Source organism: Cyclobacterium sp. 10D3-21 (assembly GCF_055809755.1).
Map to the genome: position 1 here is coordinate 2525065 of NZ_CM147924.1, position 18575 is coordinate 2543639.

The following is an 18575-nucleotide window of genomic DNA, read 5'->3' on the forward strand; positions in this document are numbered from 1 at the left end:
CTAAAATTAAGAATCGGCTTGATTTCTTTGGCGAATGGCTTCATAAATCACTATTCCAGTGGCCACAGATACGTTTAGACTCTCGATCTGACCATGTACAGGTACTTTTACGAACTCATCGCACAAGCCTAACAATTCATCAGAAACCCCATCTTCTTCAGAACCCATTACCAAAACAGTAGGAGTGGTAAGATCTGCCGCATACATCATTCGGTCAGTTTTCTCAGTTACGCCCACCACTTTTAGTCCTGATTTCTTAAGGTCTTTGAGTGTGTAATAAAGGTTTCTTACCCTACTTACCGGTAAAAAGTTCAACGCACCAGCAGAAGTTTTAACAGCATCTGAATTGATCTGAGCACTGCTTTTTTCAGGGATAATAATGCCATGTACTCCTGCTACTTCTGCCGTTCGGGCGATGGCACCAAAATTACGAACATCTGTGACCCTATCTAACATCAAGATAAGCGGTGCTTCCCCTTTGGTAAAGGTACTGTCGACCACATTTTCCCATGAAGCATAGGCTATAGACGAAATATAAGCAATTACCCCTTGATGGTTTTTTCTGGTAATGCGGTTAAGTTTGCTTTCTGGAACCTTGGTTACCGGAAGTTTTTTTTCTTTTGTTAAAGCAAGTAATTCTTTCAGGAGGTCTCCTTTGAGCTCCTTATTGACCAATATTTTGTCTATTTCCCGGTCTGCATTCAAGGCCTCCATTATAGGCCTGATGCCAAATATAAAATCTTTTTGGTCTTCGTCTTTGTCTATTAAAAAACCATCCTTCCGTTTCTCCATGCTGTGATTGTTTTGAACCATACAGGCTGATAGGCTCTGGATCGATTCAATGTATAATATTGGGGGGTTAAAATATTCTTTACTCGTGCAAAGGTAAAGGTTATTTTGGAATTTGAATCCTGAGCCAGGTAAACCCAGGTTTCTTTGTCTAAATTAAAGTAAACTTCTTGCGGAGGACCCATAATAATATAAACCATTCCACGGTCCGTTGCCCATCCTTCTTTGAAGTCAGTAAACAGAATATTGGCAAATTCTACTTGTCTAAAATATTCTTTGATCAATCCTTTGGCTGCTTCCTCATCTCTGGTCATTCTGATCCAGTATTCATCCAGTGCTATTTTTTTGTTTTCAGCGGCAAGGAGGGTTTCATGTTCCTTGCGAGTGGATATATAGGCCACCATTTGGATCATTTCTTCCCAGGTAGATACCTTTGGGAAAGCCTTTCCTGCAGTTTTAATCATTAGGCCTGATGCTGTTGAGGTGTCCTCCTGTACAAAATAATAGCCTGATTTCTCAAAAGGTACGGGCACATTTACCAGGAAGTCCCCATCGTCAATTACTTGCGTCTCTTTGGCTATTTCTGGTGACTTTGTTTCCATGGGAGGAAGTGGGATTGGGAATTCCTGTGGATAAAAATACCTGTACAAACTTACACTGTGCTCGCTTTTAAAAAGCAGGGATTCTTCTACATTTAAAAAATTCTGGTCATAAGGAATATCATTCCCAAAATAAGCGCCGAAAGAAGGCTGGTCTGCAATAAATGGGCTTATTAAATCTGCATGATAAACATATTCATCTTCCTGTCGGGTATCTGTTGCCCTGAAAATCACATAGGCCTGTTCATCAGAGGAAGGTATTTCCACCGTTTCTTCAAAATAAAAATGGCTATCGGTGTCTTTTTTAAGGAGGTCCCGGTCCAATGCAATTACTTTGTCATCATCAATTCTTTGCTCAAAACTATTGACAATGGTATAAGAAAAAAGGTAATCATCAAAATTGGCTCCATCCTCTATTTTTTCTACTAACATTTGAAGTTTAAAGGTTCTGTCAGCGGTTTCAATAGGGATTACTTTTAATGATATTCTGGAATACCTTGAATACCTTAAACTTTGGTTGATACTTTGCAGATTTTTTTGTGCAAAAGTTGGAAGGGAAAGCAGGGTTAAAATAAATATAAACCCAATAATTCGTTTCATATGCAATGACTTTATTTTTTCCATAGTTGGTTTTAAAAATTAACCTTAATTTTGTTGAAAATAATAAAATTTTAGATGGCTACCTATACAACGGAAATTACTTCCGATAAGTTGATCAGTGACAACCCAATTCATCAACGCCTTTTTAAAGCATACATTGTTGCTAAAGAGTATGTTTCAGGCAATCTGCTGGAAATAGGCTGTGGTGAAGGTCGAGGGGTACATGTTCTCGGCCCTTTGGTACAACATTACCATGGCATGGACAAGATAGGAGAAATCCTGGACAGACTAAAGGATAAATTCCCTGAATTTACATTTGAGCAGGCAATTATTCCACCCATGGCCACCCTAAAAGACAATTCCTTCGATTCAGTAGTGAGTTTTCAGGTGATTGAGCATATTCAAGACGACAAAAAATACCTTGAAGAAATCTATCGCGTGTTAAAACCCGGTGGAATGGCCTTGATTTCTACCCCTAACATCAGATTTTCATTGACTAGAAACCCCTGGCATACCAGGGAATATACCCCAACTCAATTAAAAGAGTTATGTACTTCTATATTTGATAAAGTGGAGACCAAGGGGGTCGGAGGCAATTCCAAAGTTTGGGATTATTATGCTGCCAATAAGGAATCTGTCCATAAAATTACCCGCTGGGATGTGCTTAATCTTCAATACAGACTCCCTTCTGCATTGCTTAGAATTCCCTACGAAATACTTAATAGGGCCAATAGAAACAAGTTGCATAAAAAGCAGGGGAAGGCTGTAGAGCAGTTAAATCATGAGGACTATCTGTTTGTGGATGATCCAGAAAATGCCCTTGACCTTTATTATATTTTGCACAAAAAATAGCTTTAAAAAACAATCGACTGCCCATCTGTGACGGGCAGTCGATTGTATATAATTGCGCCAATTTGGCTATTTTTTTGATTCCAAACCTACTGTTCAGCTGTTGGAATAGTTTTTATCTCCTTTGTATACCTTGGTTTCCAGCTGCTGAGCCGAAAATTCGCATATATTCCAGCTGAATTTCATTGGCTTTCTCCACATAGCCTTGATCATTTAAAACTTTTATAAAGTAATTCAACATTTGCATGGAAATTTGAGCTTCTCTATCCATTTCCCTTCCGGTCTCTTGGTAGAAATCCAGCATTTCTATAGATTTTTTAGACATTTGCGCTATTATATCCATGGCCTCATCTTTCATTCCCAATTCAAATAATATTGGGACAGCCTGTCCGCTGGCCAAATCATAAGGGATTGCTGCACCCGGTAATTTTTGCAAACTCAAACGCATAATGTCTGCGGCCCTTTCTTTATCCTCTTCCTCCAGTAAAGCTATGGCAATGCTATTTAGCACGCTTCTGTGATTAGACGTGAAACGCCTGTACTCATCGTCAAAATAGTTGTCTGGATTGTCCATTCCTCTAAAGGCGAAATTTTCAGTAACATTCTTATAAGCCAGGTCTGTATTGATCAGTTCATCCTGATTGTCTGGTTTCTGGATAGGAAGCAGTCGGTAGGTTAATCCTTCCATTACTACATGGTTACTCATGTCAAACCCTATGGTAGCCAGAGATGTGTTGTTGAAATAAATAGGCCTTTCCCAATTATTGGTCGCAATTAAATCCAGTAGCATCAAGTTGCCTTTGGTTACATAGTTCCCTTTAATACGGATGTTGATGTTTGGTATTTTCAAGTCCTTAAATTCCTCCGGTACAATTCCAGACTTATCAACGTTTTCTGTGTTGATAGGCAAGGTCAGAATACGAGAAGGAACGGTGTTGATACTGCTACTTGACCTGTTACCAGAAAGCTTCAACAAGTCACTGTTTTCTTTTAACAATTTAAGGTAATCTACCAATGGCAGGCTTTCAATTCTCTCTGTGACGTATAGCACGTCGTTGGTGCCTTTTTTATAATTGTCGTATTCCAAGGTGAAATCCAGTGCAGCAGATTCATTGACGGGTCTGGCCATTTGTTTTACATACCAGTCAGTATCAAAATAACTGAGTACGATAACCCTCACATCGGTTCTGAATCCTTCCACTTCCTGTACATACCAAAGGGGGAAGGTGTCATTGTCTCCTCCAGTGAATAGAATTGCATTTGGGGCACAAGAGGCTAAGAAATTCCTTGCAGAGTCCACCGAGAAATAACGGTCAGACCTGTTATGATCATTCCAGTTTTCCGAAGCCATTAATATTGGTACAGGCAATGCGATAAGGGCAGCATATACCCCAGCCATCACCAGGCCTTTTTTCATTTTCTTAAGCTGGTTGCTGATGGCCATTACACTGAATCCGATCCAAATGGCAAAAGCATAGAAAGAACCAACGTATATGTAATCTCTCTCCCGTGGTTCTACAGGTGGAGAATTGAGATAAAGCACCAGCACTACGCCCATCATTAGGAATAGTGACAATGTAAGCCAAAATGATTCCGGATCATGTTTGGCTTGGAAAAACATTCCTATCAACCCTAAAATTAAAGGGAGCATAAGATAATTGTTATGGCCTTTGTTTTCTTTGATATAATCTGGAAAATCTGTGGTGACTGTATTCCATATACTTAAATAAGGAGAATTACTTAAATCACTTTCCCTACCACTGAAATTCCACATAAAGTATCGCCAATACATGTGCCCTAGCTGATGATCAAACATGAAATAAACATTGTCAAAGAAGGTAGGGTCTTGGCCTTCCCTCAGCCCTAGTTTAGACCTATAGAGTTGCTTGTGGCGCTCTTGGGTAGAGTATATTCTCGGTAGAAGAGTGGTCTTCTCCGGGTCATAGATGTTTTTAAGTTGGTAATCGACTATCTCATATTTTTCTTTGCCTTTGGCATATACAGGATCACCTTCTACCTGATCTACAACATCAGCGGTAAAATATTGCCCTTGAACCAAAGGGCGGTAGCCATATTGCTCACGTTTCAAATAGCTGACAAAGCTAATGATGTCTTTTGGATCGTTTTCATTGATAACAGGTTCTGCATTTGCTCGGATTACTATCAATGCGTAACAGCTGTATCCAATAAGAATAAATGAGAAACATAATAATATGGTGTTGAGGATTACTTTCTCTTTGCGATAAGAGTAAATAACCGCAAAAACAAGGCCTCCTAAGAAAACGATGGAAAAGAAAATTATCCCAGAACCAAATGGAAGTCCGAGACTATTGACGAAAAATATTTCCAAAGACCCAGCTATGCTTGGCAGGCCTGGAATAATAAAGTTATTGATTACAACCAATGCCACCCCACCCAATAAAAAGGCGATTATTCCTCCTTTTAAGTTGTGGTTTTTATATTTCTTAAAGTAGACGACAAGTGCAAGTGCTGGAAGTGTTACAAGGTTTAAGAGATGGACTCCTATTGATAATCCTACCAAGTAAGCAATAAAGATCATGTACTTGTTTTCATCCCTGGGGTCTTTGATAACGTCCCATTTCAAAAAGGCCCAGATAACAATGGCAGTAAAGAAGGAAGACATGGCATATACTTCGGCTTCAACTGCCGAAAACCAAAAGCTATCTGAAAAGGTGTAAGCCAATGCACCTATAAATCCGGCACCAATTAAGGTGAAAATCTGCTCTTTATCCGGTGCTTCATTATTTTTGAGTAATAACTTTCTACCAAGAAGCGTAATGGTCCAAAATAAGAATAATATAGTGAAGGCAGAAAACAAAGCGCTACCTACGTTCATCCAATACGCAATTTCAAGAACATCCCCGAAAGCTAGAAAACTAAACATACGGTAGATTAGCAAAAAGAAAGGAGCACCAGGGGGATGGGGTACTTGTAATTTATAGGCTACTGCTATAAATTCCCCCGGATCCCAGAAACTAGCAGTTTCTTCGATGGTGAGCAAATAAGTAATAAATGCAATAAAGAAGGTGGTCCAACCTGCGAGATTGTTAACCCTGGCATAATTTAGCATGTTACCTGAATATTTATGAAAGGCGAAAATAAAAAAAATATCATGAATTACAGTTGAATTGCTTTATTTAAAAAATGAAAGTTGGTTGAATAGGCGTAAAAATTAGATGTTTCATCAAGAATTGAATGACAGCATGAAAAAAAAATAAATATAATGGAGCAAAATTAAATTTTATAAAAAACTTATTTGTGTTGTATACCAGCCCTGTTTTTTCGAATTGCCTGATTTTAATGTAGGTAATAAAGGTTTGGATTTATATAAGCTGATTAGTTAAATTGATTATTTTAAAATATTTTTTATGTATTTTAAATACAATAAAATGGTTTTTAAATTTTTTTACTTACCTTTACATCGTCATGAATAAACAGCAGACAAACAGCAAACAAAATTTTTAATGATGAAAAGTAACAACGGTAAAAAACTTAGGATCGGTATAGTAGGTACTGGCGGGATCGGCAGGGGTTTGGCTAAACTCATTGCTAGAAGACAAGACATGGTCATCTCAAAGATATTGACCAGAAGAGCAGGATTAATTAATGATCTTGGAGTTAGTCAGGAATTTTTAACCACTTCCCCTGAAGAGGTATTTGACAGCTCAGATCTTTTAGTGGTTAGCACTGGAGACCCCATTTATTCAACAGAAATTATTGACAAAGCATTTATTTACGGACTTCCGGTCGTTACTATGGATGCCGACACTCAGGTGCTAACTGGCTCATGGTTGTCAAAGCGTGGTGTGATTACAGAAGCAAATGGTGACCAACCTGGCTGTCTTGCTGCGCTTAATAAGGAAGTGATTCAAATGGGCTTTAAGCCATTGGTGTATGGTAATATTAAAGGGTTTCTAAACAAAACCCCAACATTAGAAGACATGTTGTATTGGGCGCAGAAACAAGGTTATAGCCTTAGCTCTGTTACTTCCTTTACCGATGGAACAAAACTTCAGATTGAACAAGCACTAATAGCAAATGGCCTAGGCCTGGATATTGTTAAGCAAGGTCTTGTGGGGTACGAAACAAGTGATTTTGAAACTGGAGCTTTTGCATTGGGTGAAATTGCTCAAAAAGAAAATTCGGTTATCAGTGATTACATTATCTCCAGAGAGTCACCTCCAGGTGTGTTCATCACTGCTACTCACCAAGAAGATTTGGCAGAAGAATTGACAACCTACAAAATGGGTAAAGGTCCATTTTATTTGCTATACAAACCCATGCATTTGTGCTTTTTTGAGATACCTAACAGTATTTTGAATTTGGTGAATCACAATGAGATTTTGCTTGACAATGGAGATGTTCCTTCCATTAGTGTAGGCACGATCGCAAAGAAAAAATTGATTTCAGGTTCTTATATTGACAAAGGAATTGGTGGGATGGAAGTAAGAGGTGAAGCGATCAAAATTACTGATTGCCCTAACCATATCCCTATTGGCTTAATGAGCCAAGTTCAATTGAAGCGAAATATTGAGGAAGGAGAATTAATTACATTTGACGATATAAATATACCCGATTCTTTGGCATTGGAAGCTTGGAAAAGCACCATTTCCGATGTAAACTTAAAAAATCGATTAGGTATAAAAGTAAGCTGTTAATTTTTTAATCTTATTGCTGTTTACAGATCCATTGGCCAATATTACATTTCTTGTAGTAGTGGTTTAATGGGTCTGTTTTTTTATAGGCACCTTGAAATTAATAGGTGATCAAATATTACTCACGAAATTCTCCTCAGGACCTGTTTTTTAGTTGGACAAAAGATTTTTTTTGGATTTTCGAAATTAATTATTGTCATATAGCGTTTATGCTTTGTGAAATGAGTTTTATTGAAAACGATCTTAATGAAAAATATCCAGATAGTATTATTCTTATTACTAATAATAAATAGTATCGTCCCTGCAGAAGTTCAGGCTCAGGAGGATGTCATCACTGATGTGAGCTCGCAGGAAAACGGATATCTTTTGCTTGACAAAGGACTTCAGTTTAGAATAACCGACGCCATCAATAGCATGTATAACTTTGATTTTGAGCAAGCTGAAAGGGGTTTTCTTGTCATGCGTTATACTTACCCAGAACACCCTCTTCCTTATTTTTTAATGGGATTGAGCCAATGGTGGAAAATTGTTGTAGCCGTTGACAACAAAAGCCATGACGCGCTCATGCTTAAATACATGGATTTAACCATAGAAAAAGCGGAAAAACTGTTATATGAAAATCCTGAAAATAAAGAAGCAGCTTTTTTTCTGGCTGGGGCTTACGGTTTTCAGGGAAGATTGCATAGTGAAAGAAAAAATTGGACAAGTTCCACGATTGCCAGTAAAAATGCATTAAAGTACCTGGAACTAAGCAGGGGTGAGGAGGAGTTGAGTCCTGAATTGTTATTGGGAGATGCGTTGTTTAATTATTTTTCAGTATGGATACCTGAGAATTACCCTTTGTTAAGACCATTAATGTTATTGTTCCCTAAAGGAGATCAACAATTGGGATTGAAACAATTGGAAGAAGTAGCTGAAAGTTCTTTCTACGCTCGAATTGAAGCGCAATATTTTCTATTCAGACTTTATGCTACGGAGGAAAAAAAGCCTTTTAAAGCTTTGGAAATTACGAGTTATCTCCATAGTAAATATCCCAATAACCCCTACTTTCACAGGCATTATGCCAGGCAACTTTATGCGGTAGGTAGAGGAAGAGAGGCCAGGGATGTTTCTTTGGAAATTCTTAAACGAATAGATGAAAAATGGACAGGGTATGAAGCCACTAGTGGAAGGTATGCCTCATTTTTTGTTGCTCAAAATTACGATAGAATGGGGCAAGCCGAAAATTCATTGCCCTATTACCTAAAATCAGTGGCTTTTGGTAACGAGTTGGAAGCCCAGGATAGCGGTTATTATTTGTTTTCACTTCTTCAGGTGGGGAAAATTTTATTTGATCAGGGAAATAAAAAAGAAGCCAAGCGCTATTTAAACTTAGTTAAAGAGAATTCGAAGCGCCGACACCCAGCAAATAAGGAAGCCCGAGATTTTTTGAAAAAGAATAAACTTTGATAAGCACTAAAATGTTCATTATTAGTTTAATCGATGGTAAAACCACGTTTTTTAGGAAATTACGAAACAGTAAGTGTAATAATTTTAAAAATAATGACAATTAAACAACAATATTCCGTCCATGCTTGCGTTTTTTTCGTAAATGTCTTTAAAATAAATATAAATTAGATTACCTTTGTGCCACATATAATTCGGTAAATTCTTTACAATATGGATAATAGTATAAAAGTGAAATTTGACAAAATTGACCGTAAGATTTTAGAAATTCTACAAGGCAACGCAAAAATTACAAATGCGCAGCTTTCAAAAGATATAGGATTGTCTCCAGCACCAACTTTAGAGAGAGTTAAAAAATTGGAACAATCGGGAATAATTAAAAGCTATCACGCCAAGTTAGATCCAGAGAAAATTGGACTTGGAGTTAGTACTTTTGTTTTGGTAGGTTTGATCGGTCATAATAAGTCTAATATAGATGCCTTTATGAAGGAGATCAACCAAATCCCAGAAGTGATCGAATGTCATCACATCACTGGAACAGGAGATTTTATTTTAAAAATCATATCTAAAGACATTAACTCTTATCAGAAGTTAATGTTGGAGCAGGTAAGTGAGATTAAGGAAGTAGATTCTATGCAATCTATGGTAATCCTTTCCACTTTTAAAGACAGCAAGGTTTTGCCTATCCCGGCTTAAACTTACAATTATTTAAAGCGTTTAAAGGGTGGCTTTCAGTCACCCTTTTTTTTGTTATGAAAAATCCGTGGACAACAATTTCTAAAAAAGAGGTGTACGACAACCCTTGGATCAAGGTAGAAGAACACCAGGTAATAACTCCCACTCAAAAAAAAGGCATTTATGGGAAGGTGATTTTTAAAAACCTGGCAGTTGGAATTATTCCGCTTGACGAAAATGGTTATACCTGGCTTGTGGGCCAATACCGGTATACGCTAGATGAATATGCATGGGAGATCCCAATGGGAGGTGGCCCTGCTGATCAGACAGCTCTTGAAAGTGCCAAAAGAGAACTTAAAGAGGAAACCGGTCTGCAGGCAAATGAATGGACAGAATTATTAAAGATACATACCTCAAATTCCGTTACGGATGAGGTCGGTTATGTGTATCTGGCCAAAGATTTAATACAGGGTGAAACTGAGTTTGATGATACGGAAGATCTGAAAATTTGGTACTTACCATTCGAGGAAGCCTATCAAATGGTTTTGGATGGACAAATCACAGATGCCATTAGCATGGCAGCCATTTTAAAAACTGCTGTTATATTGAAAAAATAAATACCAATATTGAATGTTCAAAGGCTTTAGAGTTAATTTTGATAAGACATTTACCTTGGCTTACCCAGTGATGTTAAGTCAACTTGGCCAAGTAATGGTTGGAGTGGCGGACAATATTATGGTAGGTAAATTAGGTGCTGTACCATTGGCTGCAGCCTCTCTCGCCAATAGTATTTTTTTTGTGATTTTAATGTTTGGCATTGGAATTTCTATGGCGGTAACCCCTATGGTGGCAGCTGCTGACGGCGAAGGGAAAACGGGTAAAATTGGAAGGTTATTGAATCATGGGTTTGTGATCAATACAGTGGCCTCTATTTTTCTTTTTTTGTTGATTTTAGCCATTTCTCCAGGATTGAAATTGATTAATCAGCCCCAGGAGGTAGTGATACTTGCTATTCCTTATTTGTTGATTATTACCTTTTCTTTGCTGCCTTTTATGTTTTTCCAAACGTACAAACAGTTTATAGAAGGGCTTTCTCAAACCAAACAAGCCATGTTTGTAACGATTATTTTTAACCTTTTGAATATTGGGTTAAACTGGTTGTTAATTTATGGTAACTGGGGCTTTCCGGCCTTAGGGTTAAATGGTGCAGGCTGGGCTACTTTGATTTCCCGAATACTTATGGCCTGGGCTCTGTACCTGTATGTGACAAAATCGAAAAGGTATAAAAAGTATATTCGTGGCATACATTTTAAGCAACTAAGATTATCAATCGTTAAAAAAATGCTTGGAATAGGCATTCCTACAGGCATGCAGTTTATTTTTGAAGTAGGGGCTTTTAGTACGGCTGCCATAATGATGGGCTGGATAGGTGTCAACGCCTTAGCTGCGCATCAAATTGCTATTAACCTCGCTTCAATAAGCTATATGATGGCTTCAGGGCTATCAGCAGCGGCTATGGTAAGGATAGGTAATCAACTTGGCAAGGGAGATATTATTAAGCTCCGGGAAGTGGGGTTTTCTATCTTTGGGATGGTGACCGTCTTTATGTCCGTGTTTGCAATCACTTTTCTTTTGTTGAAAAATTACATGCCCTTGCTCTATATTGATGATCGTCAGGTAGTAGAAATGGCTGCCAGTCTTTTGGTTATTGCTGGGATTTTTCAAATTTCAGACGGGCTACAAGTAGTTGCTCTAGGGACATTGAGAGGGTTGTCAGATGTGAAAATACCCACGCTAGTAACACTTCTTGCCTATTGGGTAGTTGGGCTTCCTCTTGGGTATTATTTGGCTTTCGTACTTCATTGGAATGAATTGGGTATTTGGATTGGATTGTTAATTGGTCTAACCCTTACTGCTATTATGCTTGTTTATCGGTTTCATTCCCTTAGTTTAAAATTAAAGCGCAGTTTTGAAATTCCCAAAACCTAATTTTATAAATCACTTATTTGAAATCCAGGTCAAAATGCTCCGGTCTTTCATGAAGGAGATATTTCCATATAATAGAATGACCATTGCCTTTTTTAGGCTGAATCAAGTTTTATTTGGTTTTTTCCGTAAAGGATTCGCTTTTTCAGCACATAGTTCAAACGCATAAATTATTATAAAATGGAAGGACAATCTCTATATATTCTTACTGGTGCCAGTAAAGGCTTAGGTAAGGCACTAAAAAATCGATTGTTGAAATTACCGAATACAAGGGTGATTGGTATTTCAAGAAGTCCAATTCAGGTAGAGGATAATTTCATTCCTTTACAAATTGATCTTTCTGACAGCAATATCTTGATCGATAAATTACATGAGATTTTCCCGTTTGGGAATTATGACAAGGTAGTATTGATAAATAATGCAGGTTGGATAGGCGATATCGCTCATAACGGAAATATTTCTCCGAGGGACATAAAAACAATCCACTCTTTAAATGTCATTGCCCCAGCAATTCTAATGAATGCCTTTATGCGAAAATACAAGAACAATAAAGGTACTAAAGTAGTCATTAATGTAAGTTCAGGTGCAGCAGCAAAGGTAGTGGATGGTTGGTCAGGCTATAGCTCATCCAAGGCTGCTTTAAATCAAATGACTTTAATAGCACAGCATGAATCTGACCTAAAGGATTTAGGGTTTAAACTGTTCGCTTTATCACCGGGTATTATTGACACCCCAATGCAGGAATCAATTAGGGCAGCTTCTGAAAAGGATTTTACTGGACTGTCTAAGTTTAAATCTTTTAAAGAGAATGGAGACCTAAGTACCCCTGATAAAGTGGCAGAGAAAGTCTTGTACTTGATAGATAATCCTTTAGATTTCGATGAAGTATTGCAGGATGTTAGAAAATTTTAGGTGATTTATTCTTAGGGAAATCATACATCCAAAAAGATGGATTGTCCCTACTTATTTTTTCCCAACTGTTTACGTCAAATTTAAATCCCATAACAGCAGCTGTAGGAAGGTTTACCAAAGGCTCTCCAAGATAATTAACCAGTTCCGTCAAACCAGGGTTGTGCCCAAAAATAAATAGGCTGTTTATCTTATTGTTTGTTTTTTTTATCTCTTTTAAAAGCTCAGGTACAGAAGCCAGGTAAAGGGCATGTGACACTTCGTAGCCTACCTCCATTTTTTCAAAAGCTTTAAGATAAAATTCAGCAGTCATTTTTGCCCTTATCGCATCTGAAGTCAATATTTTTTCTGGAAAAATATGATTGGTGTGCATTCTTGCTGCCATCATCGGTGCATCTTTTAAGCCTCTATAGGTCAAGGGCCTTTCATGGTCACTTAATGCTTGGTCATCCCATGAGGATTTTGCATGTCTACAAATTACTAATTTTTTCATGGGGTACCGCTTTTTGAGTTTGAAGTAATAACAGTATAATGCTATAAATTAACAGAGTGCTATTGCTTAAAACGACGGTAGCCACTCTTTTATATAATAAACTTTCGTTAAAATCAACAGGCTATGATTCAGTTTTCATAACTTCTAATATTCGGCCGATTATTGTCCCAATCCTGGCACTAATGCTTGATCCAAGATTAATCGCCTTTTTGCTCCCAACAAAAATGATATATTTGTTGAAAACATGACCTTGAATTAGATGCATAAGTTGAAATTGCATAAAAATATTTGCTATTTAATGATTTTGTCAGCTTTATTTGGCCTGTAACACTGGACAAAGCTCAGATTAACAGGGGAGACAGTACCATAGCAGCAGTTGGGCAGATTACCAAGTTAGAAGGATTTTTGTATTTGACCGGGCCAACGGCACTCCACTTTTTCCGATAGAAGAAGTGGAAGTTCCCCCTTCAACCCTATTAGGAGAAGTAGCCTGGCAAGGTCAGCCTATGTCAGTTTCTCCTCAGCAATTTTCCAGGCAAGTTTTTACTGAGGAAGAGGTGACCAATATTTCGTCGGTAGCGACTGCTTATGTGAAGGGAAAATTGAAAAATTTAAAGTTCGGCTATAATTTTACACCTCCCAGTACAGAATTGACCGTGATTTTACCAGGTTTTGATGGAGGAGGAGAGTGGGAAGGAGGAGCATATGATGCCTCTACCGGTGGTCCTGGAGTAACAGCAGAAGGAGTGGTTTTTAACGCGGCGGCTAAAGACGAGCATATTAGAGCCTTTGATAAGGATACAGGCGAGGAACTTTGGAAATATAAAATCCCTGTTGGAGGTTATGCTACTCCTGCAGTTTATTTCGTTGAGGGGAAATAATATGTAGTAATCGCAGCTGGAGGAGGTAAAATGGGTACTCCGTCTGGCGATTACTACATTGCATTTGTTTTGGAATGGAAATATTAATTTATGGGAGTTCCTTTTCTTTCCTTAGGTACATATTGTTTATGTTCGTAGGTGTCTGGGAGTACTTTTATCCCTGTGGTGAATTTCAAAGGTGCATCACCGGCATAGGTGAGTTCAACGAAATGACCAGACCAGCCTTTAGAAGGAGAGGCTATAGGTATAGTGTATTCGCCATCTGCTTCAAATGGAATATTTGTGGCTTTCCATTCTGGGCCTAAAACATCAATCCTGAAATCCCTGGTATTTTCATTGGTCGCAGACCATAGTTTTACAGCTACTGGAGGGTTATTGATGTCTGTTTTAATTTCAATGGCATCGTCTTTTACCTCCCAGCTGTAGGAGGGACGTTTTACATTGTTAATGACTTGAGAGTAAAATCCCAAAAGGATCTGAGCAGCATCAGAATCTCTCAAACCATGACCCGCATTTGGGATATAGGCCAAGTGGCTTTCACCTGGTAAATCATTCCAATAATACCTCCAACTGTCGGGAAGGAAAAACTGATCTCCAGATCCGTTGATTAGAAGTTTAGGAATGTCTTTGTATTCTTCCAGAAACTCATAAGGTTCTACGATTTCAACCAATCGATTAAACTCCTTACTGTCCATCCACTCGAAAATCCCCTCATGGTTATAATCATTTACAGCTGGGGCCCAAAACCCGTACGTCTGCCAATGGTGCTTAAATGAAGGGGTCAAATTGAGCATGTCTATTACTATTGGAACCATTCCGATTACTCTGTCATCTACCGCAGCAGTTGTCCATGTAGTCCAACCTCGTTTAGATGCACCTGCAACTACGTACTTGTCTAGAGATAAGTCTAAGTTGGTTTTAGAATAATCTACTACTGCATCCATTGCTGAAACGACGGCTTTTGTCATTGGAAATCTAGCCAGCCAAATAGCATCTTCATCTTTTGCGCCATTCTCCATAAACTCTCTCCAACCGTAGGCAATAAGTCCATCTTCAGTTCTTAGACCAAGCGTGTCTCCTACAAACTGTACTGGCTGAAAAGGGATATTATGAACCTTTATAGCGGTAGAACCGGTGGCAAGTGCTGCCTGAAGAATCATGTCGTCCGGTTTTTCAGGAACGGTGGTGTTTTTACTTCCTCCGGAAATGACCAGTAGTGAAGTGTTATGCTTAAGTTCATCTGGAACAACAAAGGAAACCCAATGCCACCAAGTGGTCTCGGTTACTTCTTTCTCTGTCAACCAGTTTTGCGAAATGACTTTAAGCACATAATAGGAATAGCCATCGCCTTTGGACTCAAATGCCAGTTCGTAATTGTATGCGTCTTGGTCCTTTTCTACGTAGGCTTTTAAAAGGTCAAAACCTCTTACTTTGGTTTCTTCCGCCTGAACCTCAGTTTCAGAATTGACTTTCGACTGGCAATTGGGAAAACAAAATAGGCTAACGCCTATTATCAGCACCAGTTGTAACGCTTTGTGTATTTTAAATGTATGGAACATATATTATAGGAGTAGTTTATAGATATATTACCTGAAAGTGTGAAAAAAGACCATTAATAAAATGGGCCTTCTTCTAAAATTATTTCCATTTCCGGTTTATGCTTTTGAAGGGCAGCTATTACTTCAGGCTCCACAGGAGTGCCAAAAAGGTAAACTTTTTGAAGATTTTTAAAATCAAGAAGATGTAGTAAATTTCCCTCATCCAGTGGAGTGAAGGACAGGTTAAGCTCTTCCAGATTAGGAAGCTCTTTTAAATAGGGAAGCCCTTCCCCATTTATGTTGGTTTTTTGTAAGATCAGCCTACGAAGTTGAGGCATTTTTCCCAATAGGAATAGCGCATTATCGTCTATTTCCGAAGAAGCTAAAGATAGGCGTGAGAAGTAAGGGAAATAAGGAGAAAATGCTTTAATTTCTTCATTGCCCACAGGTGCTGGCGGGAATTTCATTTTCATTCCAAAGTATTTGTTATTAGTCATTTCATCTGCTGAAATTTCTACACCTATTTGTTGGCCGAGCTCTTGTAATTCCTGCAATGCTGCATCAAAAGCCTCCTTCTCTTCAAGTATCTTATACTGTGCCTGTTGAATCCCGGGCATCAATCCTTCTATTTCCGCCAATACTGCCTGATTTTCAATGTCCCCATATTTTAGGGTGTCAGAAGCACCATTGGTTATCCAGTAAGAAATTAGAGTGATTTCATTCGCCGTCAAACCAGGCTTACCTTCTGGTGGCATTCTATCGTCATGGTCTTCGGGAAGCAATACCCGCACTATAAGTTCACTTTTGCTTGTGTCTTCAGGCACGACTGCATGTTTTTCGCTTTTTCCTGCTTCCATTACGGCCATATAGCTGTTGAGGCGCAGATCACCTTTGGTTTTATTTTCATTGTGGCAGGAAACACATTTTGTGTCCAAAATTGTTGCAACCATGTCGGCATAAATCAGCATTTCCTCAGGGGATTTGTCGATTTTTTTTGCAGGTAGTAAAGCCTCTAAAGGAGCTGTTAGAAAATCTTCCCCATGCGTTAGGGAACCTCCAAGATGACTAGTATAGGCCAATGAGAGGTTTGCTAATCCAAGAAATAGATAAAAAACAAAGCCTCCTTTTAGTTTTTGACCCAGATTTGACTCATAAATAATAAGGCAAACCGATATGGATATACCAGTGATCAAAGCACCATCAAGATGATTATTAACCATGTCTCCTGAATAAGCTTCGGCAATAAATAATAGATATCCAGCAAGAATGGTGACAAACGAGAAGAAAACTGATGCCCATAGAAGTGAACGGATTATTATGGGTTTATTGAAATTGGGATTAAAAAAACCCATTAAAATAAAACCCGTAGTAATCAGGATCAATACTATTGGGAAATGAAGGACAAGTGGATGAAATCTACCAAAAAAAACGAGTAAATGGCTTTCTTGTTCAAGGCTAAAAGGTACAAAAAGAAGGGTGAGGTAAAGTAGGATAAGAACAGTGGGTAAAAATATTTTTTTACTTGAATAAAGGTTCCACTTATTATCGTTTGGTGGCAAATCGTTGTTGTCCATATGATTCCTGTATACCAGGCACTAAGGACCTGTTATTATGGTGCTGTTTTTATTGGATGAGAAATTAGGCCAGAATGCCTTCTAGGGTGCCTGTGCTGTCTGCAAACTGTGTTTGTTCCAAACCAACAGATTGCATCCAGGTTGTGTAAAGGTTGGCCAGAGGAGTATTCTCTTTATAGATAAGGTTTTGGCCGGACTTAACTTTATGTCCTCCATGACCTCCAACAATAATAGGTAGATCTCGTGGTGAATGTCTGTTTCCATCGCGTAAGCCAGAAGCAAACATTACTAAGGAATTGTCTAATAAGGTGCCATTACCTTCTTTAATAGCCTTAAGCTTGTCTAAAAAATAAGCATATTGTTCAAGGTGCCATTTGGTAATACGGTCATATTGTTCCATATTCCCTGGATGATTCATGTGGTGCGAAAGAGAGTGATGGGCTCCATTTACCCCTTCTAAGAATGAGAAGTTTCTGTTGCTTACAGAGTTGCCAAACATAAAAGTAGCAACTCTACTGGCATCACTCCACATTGCAAGTGCAATGATGTCAAACATTAACCGGGTTTTTTCTGTAACATTAACCCCACTGTGCACTTCAGCATATTCTTCAATATTCTGGTTTACGCTTATTAACTCACGTTTGATATCAGGGGTAATACTGCTTGCAAAATCTTTTAAGCTATCCTGGTTATTAATTCTTTTTTCAATTGATCGGATAGATTCCAAATATTCCTCCAATTTGTCTTGGTCAGACCTGCCTAAATTATTTTTAAGTGATTTAGCATCCGTCAATACGGCATCTAAAATGCTGCTTTTGTAAGGGTTTTCTATTTTATTGTTTCCTGGAATGAAAGTTCGAAATAGTCTGTCAAAAGCCATCCTAGGATCAATTTCCTTGGATAGGGGTGTCATGGCATTTTTCCAGGATATACTACTGGCATACAGGCGGGTAAACCCTACATTGATATCTACTCCAGTCTGTATACGATCCAATCCATATTCCAAAGAGGGGAATAGGGTTTCGTTTTTATAGTGATTGGCAATGAGCTGATCTATTGAGATGCCACCACTATTGATATTGTCTCCAGCGGTTTTTTGGATTGGGAGGCAAGTCAAAAGATTGGCAGTTTTGGCATAATGCCCGTCTGCTCCCTGGAAAATAGAATGTTGGTTCATCAACTGGCCCAACACCAATATATCATCTTTTAAATGTGCTAAAGGAGCCAAGGTAGGGGATAGGCTGTAGTTTTTCCCAGTACCTTCTGGTGTCCATCTTCCAGGATGAACACCGTTTGGCATAAACATAAAGGTTGACCTTACCGGAAACCCATCATTGCCAAATTTTTTAATATTTAACGGAGAAGCCATTGCTTCCATAAAAGGTAAAGCAATGGCAGCCCCTACACCTTTCAATAATTTCCTTCTAGATATTTGCCACTTTTTATTCATAAATACTAATGTTTTAAAGCAAGCTTATATTTGAAACCCGTTTATTATCCTTCTATAATCACAAGACCAGATGTTAAGCTGAAATATTAAAATAACGTCTTTTCACATTT

General features: G+C 38.3%; 15 protein-coding genes. 8 read left to right on the plus strand and 7 right to left on the minus strand.

The window, feature by feature from the left end; all coding sequences use genetic code 11:
- Positions 1-6: 6 nt before the first annotated feature.
- Positions 7-792 (minus strand): 23S rRNA (guanosine(2251)-2'-O)-methyltransferase RlmB, encoded by a 786-nt coding sequence (gene rlmB / locus AC0L7T_RS10255; RefSeq protein ID WP_473342497.1) that lies wholly within the window; start codon positions 790-792, stop codon positions 7-9.
- Positions 765-1988 carry a GWxTD domain-containing protein gene (locus tag AC0L7T_RS10260; protein WP_473342499.1) on the minus strand — a complete coding sequence of 408 codons (1224 nt, stop codon included), beginning with the start codon at positions 1986-1988 and terminating at the stop codon, positions 765-767. The genes rlmB and AC0L7T_RS10260 overlap by 28 nt, the downstream gene beginning before the upstream one ends.
- Before the next feature lie 75 nt (positions 1989-2063).
- Between AC0L7T_RS10260 and AC0L7T_RS10265 the strand changes: the two genes are divergently transcribed.
- Positions 2064-2840, plus strand: coding sequence for a class I SAM-dependent methyltransferase (locus AC0L7T_RS10265; RefSeq protein WP_473342501.1), 777 nt, complete (start codon positions 2064-2066; stop codon positions 2838-2840).
- A 112-nt stretch (positions 2841-2952) separates the two neighbouring features.
- On the opposite strand, the gene AC0L7T_RS10270 is transcribed toward AC0L7T_RS10265, so the two are convergent.
- Complete coding sequence (locus AC0L7T_RS10270; RefSeq protein WP_473342502.1) at positions 2953-5928, minus strand: glycosyltransferase family 117 protein; 2976 nt, start codon at positions 5926-5928, stop codon at positions 2953-2955.
- Between the two features lie 394 nt (positions 5929-6322).
- Here AC0L7T_RS10270 and AC0L7T_RS10275 point away from each other — a divergent pair, with 394 nt between their 5' ends.
- From AC0L7T_RS10275 to AC0L7T_RS10300, 6 genes are all read left to right on the plus strand, one after another.
- Positions 6323-7516: an NAD(P)-dependent oxidoreductase gene (locus AC0L7T_RS10275; RefSeq protein ID WP_473342504.1), complete on the plus strand. Its 1194-nt coding sequence runs from the start codon at positions 6323-6325 to the stop codon at positions 7514-7516.
- 243 nt (positions 7517-7759) lie between these two features.
- Positions 7760-8962 (plus strand): tetratricopeptide repeat protein, encoded by a 1203-nt coding sequence (locus tag AC0L7T_RS10280; protein ID WP_473342505.1) that lies wholly within the window; start codon positions 7760-7762, stop codon positions 8960-8962.
- 210 nt (positions 8963-9172) lie between these two features.
- Positions 9173-9655, plus strand: coding sequence for an Lrp/AsnC family transcriptional regulator (locus AC0L7T_RS10285; protein ID WP_014018107.1), 483 nt, complete (start codon positions 9173-9175; stop codon positions 9653-9655).
- A gap of 56 nt (positions 9656-9711) precedes the next feature.
- The gene (locus AC0L7T_RS10290; protein ID WP_473342506.1) at positions 9712-10251 is read left to right on the plus strand and encodes an NUDIX domain-containing protein; all 540 of its coding nucleotides are present in this window, start codon (positions 9712-9714) and stop codon (positions 10249-10251) included.
- Between the two features lie 13 nt (positions 10252-10264).
- Entirely contained in the window at positions 10265-11623 is a 1359-nt protein-coding gene (locus tag AC0L7T_RS10295; RefSeq protein ID WP_473342507.1) for an MATE family efflux transporter, read from the plus strand.
- 177 nt (positions 11624-11800) lie between these two features.
- Complete coding sequence (locus tag AC0L7T_RS10300) at positions 11801-12532, plus strand: SDR family NAD(P)-dependent oxidoreductase (RefSeq protein WP_473342508.1); 732 nt, start codon at positions 11801-11803, stop codon at positions 12530-12532.
- Here AC0L7T_RS10300 and AC0L7T_RS10305 read toward each other — a convergent pair.
- Complete coding sequence (locus AC0L7T_RS10305; protein WP_473342510.1) at positions 12519-13022, minus strand: SixA phosphatase family protein; 504 nt, start codon at positions 13020-13022, stop codon at positions 12519-12521. The genes AC0L7T_RS10300 and AC0L7T_RS10305 overlap by 14 nt on opposite strands.
- 452 nt (positions 13023-13474) lie before the next feature.
- Here AC0L7T_RS10305 and AC0L7T_RS10310 point away from each other — a divergent pair, with 452 nt between their 5' ends.
- Entirely contained in the window at positions 13475-13903 is a 429-nt protein-coding gene (locus tag AC0L7T_RS10310) for a hypothetical protein (RefSeq protein ID WP_473342512.1), read from the plus strand.
- Between the two features lie 83 nt (positions 13904-13986).
- Here AC0L7T_RS10310 and AC0L7T_RS10315 read toward each other — a convergent pair whose 3' ends face one another.
- From AC0L7T_RS10315 to AC0L7T_RS10325, 3 genes are all read right to left on the minus strand, one after another.
- Positions 13987-15462, minus strand: a complete 1476-nt coding sequence (locus AC0L7T_RS10315; protein ID WP_473342513.1) for a PhoPQ-activated pathogenicity-related family protein — start codon at positions 15460-15462, stop codon at positions 13987-13989.
- A gap of 53 nt (positions 15463-15515) precedes the next feature.
- On the minus strand, positions 15516-17015 hold the full coding sequence (locus tag AC0L7T_RS10320; protein WP_473342515.1) for a c-type cytochrome domain-containing protein: 1500 nt from the start codon (positions 17013-17015) through the stop codon (positions 15516-15518).
- 64 nt (positions 17016-17079) lie between these two features.
- Positions 17080-18465: a DUF1552 domain-containing protein gene (locus AC0L7T_RS10325; RefSeq protein WP_473342516.1), complete on the minus strand. Its 1386-nt coding sequence runs from the start codon at positions 18463-18465 to the stop codon at positions 17080-17082.
- Positions 18466-18575 lie beyond the last annotated feature (110 nt).

Coding starts and splice junctions, on each gene's coding strand:
- AC0L7T_RS10260 (WP_473342499.1), bottom strand. CDS start 1,988: ATGAAACGAATTATTGGGTTTATATTTATTTTAACCCTGCTTTCCCTT.
- rlmB (WP_473342497.1), bottom strand. CDS start 792: ATGGAGAAACGGAAGGATGGTTTTTTAATAGACAAAGACGAAGACCAA.
- AC0L7T_RS10275 (WP_473342504.1), top strand. CDS start 6,323: ATGATGAAAAGTAACAACGGTAAAAAACTTAGGATCGGTATAGTAGGT.
- AC0L7T_RS10325 (WP_473342516.1), bottom strand. CDS start 18,465: ATGAATAAAAAGTGGCAAATATCTAGAAGGAAATTATTGAAAGGTGTA.
- AC0L7T_RS10285 (WP_014018107.1), top strand. CDS start 9,173: ATGGATAATAGTATAAAAGTGAAATTTGACAAAATTGACCGTAAGATT.
- AC0L7T_RS10270 (WP_473342502.1), bottom strand. CDS start 5,928: ATGCTAAATTATGCCAGGGTTAACAATCTCGCAGGTTGGACCACCTTC.
- AC0L7T_RS10300 (WP_473342508.1), top strand. CDS start 11,801: ATGGAAGGACAATCTCTATATATTCTTACTGGTGCCAGTAAAGGCTTA.
- AC0L7T_RS10295 (WP_473342507.1), top strand. CDS start 10,265: ATGTTCAAAGGCTTTAGAGTTAATTTTGATAAGACATTTACCTTGGCT.
- AC0L7T_RS10315 (WP_473342513.1), bottom strand. CDS start 15,462: ATGTTCCATACATTTAAAATACACAAAGCGTTACAACTGGTGCTGATA.
- AC0L7T_RS10305 (WP_473342510.1), bottom strand. CDS start 13,022: ATGAAAAAATTAGTAATTTGTAGACATGCAAAATCCTCATGGGATGAC.
- AC0L7T_RS10290 (WP_473342506.1), top strand. CDS start 9,712: ATGAAAAATCCGTGGACAACAATTTCTAAAAAAGAGGTGTACGACAAC.
- AC0L7T_RS10265 (WP_473342501.1), top strand. CDS start 2,064: ATGGCTACCTATACAACGGAAATTACTTCCGATAAGTTGATCAGTGAC.
- AC0L7T_RS10320 (WP_473342515.1), bottom strand. CDS start 17,015: ATGGACAACAACGATTTGCCACCAAACGATAATAAGTGGAACCTTTAT.
- AC0L7T_RS10280 (WP_473342505.1), top strand. CDS start 7,760: ATGAAAAATATCCAGATAGTATTATTCTTATTACTAATAATAAATAGT.